Here is an 11,379-nt window from a genome sequence, read left to right as displayed (position 1 = left end):
CAGACGACCTGGTGGCCGACCCGAACGCCCTCGACGAGATGAACAGGAAGGTGGTCGAGGAGTTCCGCGCCAACGGCGGTGTGGTCGGCGGCATGTTCGCCGGCTCGGACCTGGTGCTGTTGACCACCGTGGGTGCGAAGTCCGGGCAGCCGCGGATCTCGCCGCTGGTGTACTTCGACATCAACGGCCGGATCCTGATCGCCGGTTCGTTCGGCGGCGCCCCGAAGGCCCCGGCGTGGGTGCACAACATGCGCGCCCAGCCGAGGGTCCGGGTCGAGATCGGCACCGAGTCCTACGACGCCGAAGCCCGAGAGCTGCCGCGCGACGAGCGGGACGCGCTGTATCCGCGGGTGGTCGAGAAGGCCCCGCAGTTCGGCGAGTACCAGGCCAAGACCGAGCGGGTGATCCCGCTCTTCGAGCTCGTCCGCGTGTGATCTAGAGACGCTCGATGATGGTGGCGTTGGCCATGCCGCCGCCCTCGCACATGGTCTGCAGCGCATAGCGGCCGTCGCGCTGCTGCAGGGCGTTGACCAGCGTGGTCATGATGCGGGCGCCGCTCGCACCCAGCGGGTGGCCGATCGCGATGGCGCCGCCGTTGACGTTGGTGCGGGACAGATCGGCGCCGGTGTCGCGCGCCCATGCCAGCACGACGGGCGCGAACGCCTCGTTGACCTCGAACAGGTCGATGTCCGACAGGTCGAGCCCGGCCCGGGACAACACCTTCTCGGTCGCCGGGATGACGCCGGTCAGCATGTACAGCGGGTCGGAGCCGACGGCCACCGTGGTGTGGATGCGGGCCAGCGGCGTCAGCCCGAGCCGGCGCGCGGCCGCTCCGCTGGTGATCATCACCGCGGCGCTGCCGTCGGACAGCGGCGAGCTGTTGCCCGGCGTGATCTCCCAGCCGATCTGCGGGAACCGGGCGCCGATTGCCTCGTTGTAGAACGCCGGCCGCAGCCCGGCCAGCGTCTCGATCGTGGTGTCGGGGCGGATGATCTCGTCGGTCGCCAGTCCGGCGATGGGGGCCAGTTCGGCGTCGAAGAGGCCGTCCTTGGTCGCCCGGGCGGCCTTCTGGTGGCTCTCGGCGGAGAACTCGTCGAGTTCGGTGCGCGACAGGTTCCACCGGGCGGCGATCAACTCGGCGCTGATGCCCTGGGCCACCAGCCCTTCGGGATAGCGTTGCGCCATGCCGGTTCCGAACGGGTTACTGCCGGGAAGCACCGATGATCCCATCGGCACCCGGCTCATCGACTCCACGCCGGCGGCGATGACGACGTCATACGCCCCCGCGAGCACACCCTGCGCGGCGAAGCTGATCGCCTGCTGGCTGCTGCCACACTGCCGGTCCACGGTGGTTCCCGGCACACTCTCGGGAAAACCCGCTCCCAGCAATGCATTTCGGGCGATGTTGACCGCCTGGTCGCCCACCTGGGTGACGGCGCCTGCGATGACGTCCTCGACCTCGACGGGGTCGACCCCGGTGCGGGTGAGGAGTTCACGGAGGCTGTGGGCGAGCAGATCGGCGGGCAGCACCTCGTGCAGCGCGCCGCTGGCCTTGCCCTTGCCGACGGGGGTGCGTACCGCGCCGACGATGACGGCGTCGCGGTCTGAATATCCGGCCATGAGGGATCCTCCTGAGACTCGTCGCTGAGTACTGCGTTCTATACTCAGATGTAACACCTGAGTTCACTGACAACAACCCAGCAGGGGAGTGATCTACATGACAGTGCTGCAGGGGCCGCTGACCGACCGCGACTCGTGGTCGGCGGTCGGCCATTGCGCGATCGAGAAGACGATGGGGCTGGTGGGCACCAAATCGGCGATGCTGATCATGCGGGAGGCCTACTACGGAACCACCCGATTCGACGACTTCGCGCGCCGCGTCGGAATCACCAAGGCCGCCACGTCGGCGCGCCTGTCCGAGCTCGTCGAGGCGGGGCTGCTGGCCAAGCAGCCCTACCGTGAGCCCGGACAGCGCGTCCGGGACGAATACGTGCTGACCGAGGCCGGCACCGACTTCATGCCCGTGGTGTGGGCGATGTTCGAGTGGGGCCGGAAACACCTCGGCGACACGCCACTTCGGCTGACCCATCTGGGGTGCGGCGCGCAGGCCGGCGTCGAGGTGGTGTGCGCCGAGGGGCACCGGGTGCCCGCCGACGAGCTCGGCGTGCGGCTGGTCAGGAGAGCTGAGCGCGGAACTCCTTCGCAGCGCTCATGAGTTCCTCGACCCGTGACTTCTCGGCGGCATTGCCGAAGACACCGTCGGCCTTGAAGTAGGTGCCGACCACGGCGCCGTCGGCGACGGACAGCTGGGCCGCGACGTTCTCGGCCCGCACCCCGGTGTTGACGAACACCGGCACATCGCCCGCGGCCTCCTTGACCACCTTCAGCGCCTCGGTGTCGGTGGGGGAGCCGGCGGTGGCGCCCGAGACGCAGATCGCGTCGGGCAGCGTCGCGAACACGGTGGTGCGCGTGATGGCCGCCAGATCCCGATCGGCCAGATACTGCGCCGATTCCGGCACGATGTTGAACAGCAGCTTCACCCCGGCGCCGCCGACCCGGGCGCGGTGCCGGGCCACCTCGCCGACATTGGTGTCCCACAGCCCGAAGTCGCTGGCGTACACGCCGGTGAAGATCTCGCGGACGAACGACGCACCGGTGGCGACCGCCAGATCGATGGACGCGCGCCCGTCCCACAACACGTTCACGCCGTACGGCACCGAGATCTCTGGCAGCAGTTCGCCGATGATGCGGGCCATCGTGATCGCCGTGATCGGTTCGGTCTTGGTGAGGTAGGGCAGGCTGAACTCGTTGCTGATCATGATGCCGTCGACGCCGCCGCTCTGCAGCGCATCGAGTTCGGCCCGGGCCCGCTCCACCACGGCGGCGATGCCGCCTGCGGAGTCGTAGCCGGGGTCGCCGGGCAGCGCGGACAGGTGCAGCATCGCGATGACGGGTTTGGCGACGCGGAAGACCTCATCGAGCCAGGTGGTGGTCACTGAAGGTGCCTTTCTCTCAAAACGGGTGACGTCGGGTCTGTGGACCGTGCTCAGTCCATGTAGGCACCACCGTTGACGGCGAGCGCCTCCCCGGTGATGAAGCGGGCGTCCTCGGAGACCAGGAAGGCCACCGCGCGCGCCACGTCCTCGGGCTGCTCGAGCCGGCCCAGCGGAGTGTCGGCGATCATCATGTCCCGGACTCCATCCGCGGTGGTGCCGCGCAGCTCGGCCTCCCACTCCAATTCCCGTGACTGCATGGGTGTTTCGACGAATCCGGGGCAGACGCAGTTCACGGTGATGCCGTGCTCGCCGAGCTCGTAGGCCATCGCCTGGGTGAGGCCCACGACACCGAACTTGGAGGCGACGTAATCGGACAGGAACGGGACCCGGCCCTGCTTGCCCGCCATCGAGGCGGTGTTGACGATCGCACCGGCCACGCCGGTGCGGACCATCTCCCGCGCGGCGGCCTGCCCGCACACGAACACGCCCTTGAGGTTGACCGCCATCGTCTGCTCGTAGCGCTCGACGGGTGCGTCGAGGAAGCGGTGCATGAACGAGATGCCCGCGTTGCTGACCCAGGCGTGCAGTCCCAGCCGGGAGGCGACGTCGGCGGCGACGGCCGACGCCGCGTCGGCGGACGTCACGTCCAGGGCCGCGGACTCGTGACCGGCGTCCTGATGGGGCAGGGCCGTCGCGACGCTTTCTGCGGCGTCGCCGTCGAGGTCGGTGACGACCACGCGCCAATCCCGTTGTGCCAGTGCGTGGGCGATGGCGCGTCCGATGCCCGACCCTGCGCCGGTCACCACCGCTGTTCTGCTCATCGTGTGCTCTCGTTCCTCTCTGTGCTCGCCTCGGCGAGTCGCTTGCCGGTGGTGGGGTCGAACGGGTGGCCGGCGCCGGGGCGCACGGCGAGGTCGACGGGGGTGCCCTCTGTGATGCCGGCCAGGCGCGGGGTGTCCACCACGCTGGTCAGTTCGATGCCGCGGGCGTCGATCGTGACGATGGCGCGCGGGCCGAGGTTCTCGATCAGGACGACACGGGCGGCGGCGTCGTCGCCCGCGACGGTGGGGAGCAGATCGTCGGGCCGCACACCGAGCCGCACCGGTCCGCGGGCGACCGGTCGGTCGACGGCGAGGGCGACGCCGTTGGACAGGGTGAATCCGGCATCCGTGTGCTCGCCGTCGAGCAGGTTCATCTTCGGGCTGCCGACGAACGAGGCGACGAACGTGTCGGCGGGCCGGGCGTAGACCTCCTGGGGCGGACCCTGTTGGGCGATCCGGCCGTCGCGCATGACGACCATGCGGTCCGACAGCGTCATCGCCTCTTCCTGGTCGTGGGTGACGTAGACCGACGTGATACCGAGCCGGCGCTGGATCTGCAGCAGCTCGGTGCGGGTCTCCACGCGCAGCTTCGCGTCGAGATTGGACAGCGGTTCGTCGAACAGGAACACCGACGGCTGCCGGATGATGGCCCGGCCGATCGCGACGCGCTGCTGCTGGCCCCCGCTGAGGTCTTTGGGCTTGCGGCTCAGGAGCTTCGCCAGGCCGAGCGATTCGGCGACCTCCGACGCGCGGGCCAGAGCCTCGCGCCGCGGGGTGCGCGTGGCGCGCAGCGGGAAGGCGATGTTCTCGGCGACGGTCAGGTGCGGGTAGAGCGCGTAGTTCTGGAAGACCATCGCGATGTCGCGGTCTCGCGGCTGCAGCGCGGTGACGTCGCGGTCGCCGATGGTGATCGTGCCCGACGTGACGGTCTCCAGCCCGGCCAGCATCCGCAGCGAGGTGGACTTCCCGCACCCGGAGGGGCCGACGAGCACGGTGAACGACCCGTCGGGCAGATCGAGGTCGAGATCGCTGACCACAGCGGTGTTTCCGTACGCCTTGGTGACGCCTCGGTATCGAACTTCAGCCATGAGCCCTTCCTAGAACTTCACCGCGCCGCCGCTGATGCCCTGCACCAGCCTGCGTTGGATGAAGAAACTCGCGACGACGACGGGGATGACCGCGATGAGGATCGCCGCGCTCATCGAGCCGATCTGCACCCCGCGGAACGTGTTGAAACCGGCGATCGCCACCGGCAGGATCGCCGCTTTGCCCGGCGCCAGGATCAGCCCGTAGAACAGGTCGTTCCACGACAGCGTGAACCCGAAGATCGCCGAGGCGCCGATCCCGGGCAGCACCTGGGGCAGTACCACCAGCCGGAACGCGGCGAACCGGGTGAACCCGTCGACCTGGGCCTGCTCCTCGAGCGAGCGCGGCACCGCCTCGAAGAACCCGATCAGGAACCAGGTGACCACGGGCAGAACGAAACTCAGGTGCGCGAAGATGACCGGCACCAGCGTGTCGGTCAGCCGCAGCGCGTAGGCCATCGTCAGGAACGGGAACACCAGTACCGCCGGCGGCAGCACCTGCGCGGCGAGCATCCCGAACCGGGTCAGCGTCCCGCCGGCCCGGAACCGGGCGATCGCATAGGCGCCCATGCTGCCGACGACGACACTGATGCCGACGGTGACCAGGGCGACCAGGGCGCTGCGGCCGGCGGCACCGAGGATCCCCGAGTCCAGCACGTTGCGCCAGCTCGCCAGCGTCGGCGTGAAGTGCAGCAGAAACGGATCATTGAGCTGCTGAGGGTTTTTCACGCTCGCCAGCGCGATCCACGCCAGGGGGAAGGCGACGGTGATGCCCGCCGCCCAAAGCAGCGCCACCCGCAACGCGGTGACCATCCGGGAACGGGTCATCGCGCCTGTCCATTCTCGCGAGCCTTTTCCATCCGGCGGAAGGCGAACACGATGACCGTCAGCACGACGACGAGCACCACGAACGCCATCGACGACGCGGAGCCGAGGCGGAAGAACTGGATCCCCGTCTGGTAGATGAAGTACTGCAGTGTCTCGGTTTCGGTGCCCGGCCCGCCGCGCGTGGTCGCGAAGACGTACTCGAACACCTTCATCGCGTCCAGGCAGCGCAGCAGTATCGCGACCACCAGCACCGGCGCCAGCAGCGGCAGCGTGACCCGGCGCAGTACGTAGAGTCCGCCCGCGCCGTCCACGCGTGCGGCGTCGAGCGGTTCGCGCGGAATCGATTCCAGGCCGGCGAGCAGCAGCAGCACCATGAACGGGGTCCACTGCCACACATCGATGAACGCGATCGTGAACAGCGCCCGCCCGGGGCCGAAGAAGTCGTAGTCGATGCCGATGGCGCGCAGCATCTCCGGAATCGCGCCGAGCTGATCGTTGAGCAGGAACCGGAAGGTCAGTCCGACGGCGATCGGGGTGATGAACATCGGCGCCAGCAGCATCGACCGCGTCACATCGCGGGCCCAGCGCTGCTTCTGCAGCGCCAGCGCGATCGCCAATCCGATGATCAGCTCGAAGCCGACCGCCACGGCGACGAACACCGCGGTGGTGCCGAACGCGTGCCAGAACGCGGCGTCGCCGAACGTCGCGGCGTAGTTGTCGGCGCCGACGATCGACGGCGACCCGCGGTCGGTGAGCTTGTAGTCGGTGATGCTCAGGTAGGCGGCGTACGCGAGAGGGAAACCGACCACCCCGACGAAAAGGGCGACGAGGGGGGCGACCATGCCATGGTGGAATTTCACGGCGGTCTGCGCTCCTTTCGGGGGGTGGTCGGCTTCCGGTTCTCGGGGTGGGCGGCTAGCCCTGGATCTTCTCGGCCTGTTCCTGCGCGGCGGCGAGCGCGTCGTCGACGCTCTTGGTGCCGGCCACCGCTTCGTTGAGTTCGGTGCCGACGGCCTGGATCATCTCCTCGCCGCTGGGACCCTGGCTCAGCGGCGCCGAGTTGGCCAGCAGTTGCTCGACCGTCTTGTAGTACTCCTCGCCGAACTTGCCCTGCAGCACAGCCGGATCGGCCAGGGTGCTCTTGCGGATCGCGGCGCCGCCCTTCTCGACGCGCGCGACGTCGTTGGGCTTGGCGGTGATCCACGAGGCGAACGCCCAGGCGGCGTCGGAGCTCGCGGAGTTGGCGGGGATCGCCCAGCTCCACGACCCCAGCACCTGCTTGCCGCCGGGGATCGGGGCGAGCTTGATCTTGCCGGCGGCCGGACCCGAGCCGGGCTCGTTGAGGGCGGGCAGCTGCCAGTTGTAATTGATCATCGACGCCGACTGGTTGGCCGAGACGGAACGCTGCGCCTCGTCCATGCTCCAGTTCAGGCTGTTGGCCGGTGCCGCGGTCTTGTAGGTGTCGATGTAGGCCTCCAGCGCCCGCTTGGCCTCCGGGGTGTTCAGCGTGACCTTGCCGTCGGCGTCGTAGATCGACCCGCCCGCGGCGAAGAGCCAGTTGCCCCACTCCTCGAAGATCTTGTAGCCGCGCTGGGGCTGCATCGCGATACCGGCGCGCTCGGGGGTCTTGAGTGCCTTGCTGGTGGCGACCAGTTCGTCGAGCGTGGTGGGCACCTTCTGGTTGGCGGCGGCCAGATCGTCGGTGTTGTAGAGGTATCCGAGTGCGTAGTTGTAGAACGGCACGCCGTAGCGCACCCCGTCGACGGTGGTGATGTCGGTCAGGGGCTTGAAGAAGTCGGCGGCGTCGTAGTCCGGGGTGCTGTCGATGCGCGCGTCGAGCGGCTGCAGGAACTTCGCATTGGCGAAGTCGACCATCCACGGGTTGTCCACCACGATCAGGTCGTAATTCGGTGACGACGACTGGAACGAGGACACCAGCTTGTCCCGCATCTGGTCGTAGGTCAGCGATTCGATGTCGACCTTGACGTCGGGGTAGCTCTTGTTGAAATCGGCCACCATCGACTTGACGATGTCGGTGTCGGGCACGTTCTCCATCAGGATGCGCACGGTGCCCGAGGTGTCCTTGGCGACCTCGCCGGTGCCGGTGGCCTGTGTCTGCTCGGGACCACCGCTACCGGCGCAGCCCGACAGCACCATCGCGATGACGGCCAGCAATGCCAGGACGGCGGAGTAGGCGATCCCGCCACCCCGCCGGGGGGTGGGAATTTGACTGAATCTCATTGCTGCACTGTTCCTTTCATCGGGTGTTGCGGGCGATAGCGTGGGAGATCGGGGTCATCGCGGTGCCGAGGTCACGCCACGTGGCGTACGCGGTGTCGTAGGCCGCGCGCCGGGCGGAATCGGGGGCGTAGGGCTCGTCGAGGGTGATGAAGCGCGCCGCGTCCGAGAAGTCGTCGAGGGCGCCGACACCGACCGCGGCGATGACGGCGGCACCGAGCGAGGCTCCCGGGTGTCCGCGGACGGGGTTCATCTCCATCCCCAGCACGTCGGCGTGGATCTGCTTCCACAGCGTCGACGTCGAGCCTCCGTTGGTGATCATCACCCGGTGCAGTGGGATACCGATGTCGGCGAAAACGTCGACGTGGTGACGGAATCCGAACGCGATGGCCTCGAGCACCGCGCGGTACATGTCGGCCCGGGTGTGGCCGAGATGCATGCCGGCGAACACGCCACGCAGGTCGGGATCGTGCAGCGGGCTCTTCTCACCGAGAAAGTAAGGCAGGCACAGGATCTCGGCGGGCGGCCGGGCCGCCGCCTCCTCGTCGAGGTCGGTCAGCGCCGCGCCGCCGACGAGCGTCTGGAACCAGCGGATCAGGCTCCCGCTGGTGGCCATGCAGCCGTTGGGCAGCCAGTGGCCGGGCACCGGATGCGCGTCGAGGTAGAGCCGTGCGTCGACGACCGGGGCGTCGCTGGCGACCAGGATGTCGCCTGCCCCACCGAGTTTGACCAGCGCGTCGCCGGGGCCGTTGACCCCCGCGGCGAACGCCGAGAGCACGTGGTCGGCGCCGCCGACCACCAGCGCGGTGCCCGCGGACAGGCCGGTGGCCTCGGCGGCGGCCCGGCTCAGCTCGCCGACCTGAGTTCCCGGACGGCGGACCGGCGGCAGCGTCGCGGGGTCGAGCGCAGCGGCGCGCAGGACGGCGTCGGCCGTCTCGCCGCCGATGCCGAACAGTCCCGACTCCAGCGCCCAGTTCTGTTCGACGTGCACCGGCGCGCCCAGCGCACACAGCACCCAGTCGTAGGAACCCAGCCAGTGTGCCGTGCCGGCGTAGACGTCGGGTTCGTTGTCGCGCAGCCACACGGTCGTGGGCGCCACGGACTGCTGGGTCAGGGCCGAACCGGTCAGGCGCACCAGGTCGGTGTCGGTCAGCGCCGCGGCGAGCTCGGTGACCTCGCGATGGGCGCGGGCGTCGTTCTGGAGGATGGCGCGCCGCAGCGGTCGTCCCGTGCCGTCGACGGGGATGACGGCCGGCACCATGCCCGAGGTCGCCACCGCACCCACCTGCTGGGGCGATGCACCGCCGACGGCGAGCACTTCCCGGATCGACTCGATCACGTTGCGGTACCACTGGTCGGTGTCGGCCTCGGCGAAGCCGGGGGCGGGGGAGTGCAGCGCCGTCTCACGCGTCGCGGTCGCGACGATTCCGGCGTCCACGTCCATCAACACGGTCTTGGTGCCCGTGGTGCCGATGTCGATGCCGACGGTGTACCGGGTCATCGGGTGCCCGCCACCGTCGCCGGTGCATCACTCTGTGCGGCAACGCAAATGACCTCGACGCCGGCGTTGCGCGCGGCTGCCAGCGTGGGATGGTCGGGTGCGCCGTCGCTGACGATGACCTGGACCTCGGCCAGTGCGGCGATGCTGACGAAGGTCACGCGGCCGAGCTTGGACTTGTCGGCGGCGACGATCACCCGGTCGGCTCGGCGGCTCGCGGCGCGCTTCACCCGGCTCTCGGCCTGGTGGTAATCGGAGATGCCGCGGTCCCCGTCGATGCCCGCCACCCCCATGACGTAGGTGTCGCAGTTGTAGTTGGCCAGCGTGTCCTCGGCGCCCGGTCCGATCAGGCTCAGCTCGCCGGAGCGCAGCTGCCCGCCGGTGAGCACGACGGTGGTGTCGGGTTCGTCGACCAGTGCCAGCGCGGCGAGCACGCTCGGGGTCACCACGGTCAGGCCGAGTCCACGGCCCTTGAGCGAGTTCGCCACGGCCAGAGCGGTGCTGCCCGAGTCGAGGATCAGTGTCTCGTTCACCCCGATCAGGTCCGCGACCACCTCGGCGATGTGGATCTTCTCCTGGGCGGCGTCGGCCATCCGGGTGGCGAAGGCGGGCTCGGTGTCCTTGCCCTGCACGGCGATCGCACCGCCGACGACGCGGCGGACGACACCGAGCGCCTCGAGGGCCTCGACATCGCGCCGGATCGTCATCTCGGACACGTCGAACTCAGCGGCCAGCTGCGCGTAGTTGATCTCGCGGGCGGCCCGGGCCCGGTGTTCGATGCGGTCGCGACGGGTTCTCACATCCACGACAGCGGACACTCCTGCTGTTGAAAATTCACAGACATGGCTCCTGATCGTGCGACTTCGAGCGCTCAACTCCGCGCAGTGGTGTGAATCTATAACAGGTTCGTGTGGAGTGCCCACATTTCGTGGCCGATTGTTCTCATTGGGTTCCGGAGACGGTTAACTGGCGCCGGTGCTGGAGTTGCGCGTCATCGTGCCGGGGGACATGCGAGACGACGTTCTCGATCTGTTGCGGCGCCAGGTCGGGGTGGCCCACATCCTGGTTCACCCCGGAGCCGCCGTGGATCCTCCCGGCGACGAGATCTCGGCGATCATCGCCCGCGAGTGCGCCAACGACGTCATCAAGGCGCTCAAGGAGATCGACGCACAGCACCGCGGCGCGATCCTGCTGACCGTGCTGGACACCGTGTTGTCCACCCGGGCGCACGCGGCCGAGGACGACGCCGAGGGCGATCCGGCCGACGCCGTGGTGTGGGACGAGCTGATCGCCCGCACCCGGGAGGAGTCGACGCTGTCGGTGACCTTCCTGATGTTCCTCACCCTGGCGTGTCTGCTGGCCGCGATCGGCGCTGTCACCGACTCGATGGTCACCGTCGTGGGTGCCATGGTGCTCGGTCCCGAGTTCGGCCCGCTGGCCGCGGTGTCGGTCGCGATCGTGCAGCGGCGGGGGGAACTCGCGCGCCGGGCCGCGATCGCGCTGCTGGCCGGGTTCCCCCTCGCGATGGGTGTCACCGCCGTGCTGACGCTGGCCGCGCACGCCGTCGGCTGGGTGGACCTGGACACGGTCCGCAACGTCGACGACGTCGACTTCATCTTCCAGGTCGGGCCGGTCTCGTTCGTGGTGGCGCTGCTGGCCGGCGCCGCGGGCATGCTGTCGCTGGTATCGGCGAAATCGGCGGCGCTGGTGGGGGTGTTCATCTCGGTCACCACCGTGCCCGCGGCCGGCTTCGCCGCGGTCGCGGGCGTGCTCGGCGACTGGGGCGTGGCGGCCCGTTCCGCCACGCAGCTCGCGGTGAACCTCGTCGGCATCGTCGTCGCAGGCGTCCTCGTGCTGGTGCTGCGCCCCCGCGGCAACCTGATCCCCCGGAGAGCTCAGACCTGACGCGATCT

Annotated in this window: 12 protein-coding genes; 3 read left to right on the top strand and 9 right to left on the bottom strand. The window is 69.1% G+C overall.

The features are described from left to right. Nucleotides 1-38 precede the first annotated feature (38 nt). Entirely contained in the window at nt 39-434 is a 396-nt protein-coding gene (locus MCHLDSM_RS08980; protein ID WP_407661856.1) for a nitroreductase family deazaflavin-dependent oxidoreductase, read from the top strand. A gap of 1 nt (nt 435) precedes the next feature. Here MCHLDSM_RS08980 and MCHLDSM_RS08975 read toward each other — a convergent pair whose 3' ends face one another. Further along, nucleotides 436-1,620 (bottom strand): thiolase family protein, encoded by a 1,185-nt coding sequence (locus tag MCHLDSM_RS08975; RefSeq protein WP_048469755.1) that lies wholly within the window; start codon nt 1,618-1,620, stop codon nt 436-438. Nucleotides 1,621-1,717: 97 nt separating this feature from the next. Between MCHLDSM_RS08975 and MCHLDSM_RS08970 the strand changes: the two genes are divergently transcribed. Further along, on the top strand, nt 1,718-2,215 hold the full coding sequence (locus tag MCHLDSM_RS08970; protein ID WP_048470250.1) for a winged helix-turn-helix transcriptional regulator: 498 nt from the start codon (nt 1,718-1,720) through the stop codon (nt 2,213-2,215). Here MCHLDSM_RS08970 and MCHLDSM_RS08965 read toward each other — a convergent pair. From MCHLDSM_RS08965 to MCHLDSM_RS08930, 8 genes are read right to left on the bottom strand one after another with little or no spacing between them, the layout of a single operon-like run. Then, a complete protein-coding gene (locus MCHLDSM_RS08965; RefSeq protein ID WP_082168801.1) occupies nt 2,175-2,996 on the bottom strand; it encodes a BtpA/SgcQ family protein in 822 nt (273 codons plus the stop codon). The genes MCHLDSM_RS08970 and MCHLDSM_RS08965 overlap by 41 nt on opposite strands. A 50-nt stretch (nt 2,997-3,046) precedes the next feature. Then, nucleotides 3,047-3,817, bottom strand: coding sequence for an SDR family NAD(P)-dependent oxidoreductase (locus MCHLDSM_RS08960; protein WP_048469754.1), 771 nt, complete (start codon nt 3,815-3,817; stop codon nt 3,047-3,049). Beyond that, nucleotides 3,814-4,905, bottom strand: a complete 1,092-nt coding sequence (locus MCHLDSM_RS08955; RefSeq protein ID WP_048469753.1) for an ABC transporter ATP-binding protein — start codon at nt 4,903-4,905, stop codon at nt 3,814-3,816. Before MCHLDSM_RS08955 ends, MCHLDSM_RS08960 begins: the two co-directional genes overlap by 4 nt. Before the next feature lie 9 nt (nt 4,906-4,914). Continuing rightward, complete coding sequence (locus MCHLDSM_RS08950) at nt 4,915-5,730, bottom strand: carbohydrate ABC transporter permease (RefSeq protein WP_048469752.1); 816 nt, start codon at nt 5,728-5,730, stop codon at nt 4,915-4,917. Then, complete coding sequence (locus tag MCHLDSM_RS08945; protein WP_048469751.1) at nt 5,727-6,590, bottom strand: carbohydrate ABC transporter permease; 864 nt, start codon at nt 6,588-6,590, stop codon at nt 5,727-5,729. Before MCHLDSM_RS08945 ends, MCHLDSM_RS08950 begins: the two co-directional genes overlap by 4 nt. 55 nt (nt 6,591-6,645) lie before the next feature. Continuing rightward, on the bottom strand, nt 6,646-7,971 hold the full coding sequence (locus tag MCHLDSM_RS08940) for an ABC transporter substrate-binding protein (protein WP_048469750.1): 1,326 nt from the start codon (nt 7,969-7,971) through the stop codon (nt 6,646-6,648). 16 nt (nt 7,972-7,987) lie between these two features. Beyond that, nucleotides 7,988-9,469, bottom strand: coding sequence for an FGGY-family carbohydrate kinase (locus tag MCHLDSM_RS08935; RefSeq protein WP_048469749.1), 1,482 nt, complete (start codon nt 9,467-9,469; stop codon nt 7,988-7,990). Next, a complete protein-coding gene (locus MCHLDSM_RS08930; protein ID WP_082168830.1) occupies nt 9,466-10,266 on the bottom strand; it encodes a DeoR/GlpR family DNA-binding transcription regulator in 801 nt (266 codons plus the stop codon). The genes MCHLDSM_RS08935 and MCHLDSM_RS08930 overlap by 4 nt, the downstream gene beginning before the upstream one ends. Before the next feature lie 175 nt (nt 10,267-10,441). Between MCHLDSM_RS08930 and MCHLDSM_RS08925 the strand changes: the two genes are divergently transcribed. Next, nucleotides 10,442-11,371 carry a DUF389 domain-containing protein gene (locus MCHLDSM_RS08925; RefSeq protein ID WP_048469748.1) on the top strand — a complete coding sequence of 310 codons (930 nt, stop codon included), beginning with the start codon at nt 10,442-10,444 and terminating at the stop codon, nt 11,369-11,371. Nucleotides 11,372-11,379: the final 8 nt, after the last annotated feature.

The sequence above is a fragment of the Mycolicibacterium chlorophenolicum genome (assembly GCF_001044235.1).
Classification (GTDB): Bacteria; Actinomycetota; Actinomycetes; order Mycobacteriales; family Mycobacteriaceae; genus Mycobacterium; species Mycobacterium chlorophenolicum.
Note: the sequence above shows the minus strand (reverse complement) of the source record. Positions and strands in the feature narration are given on the sequence as shown.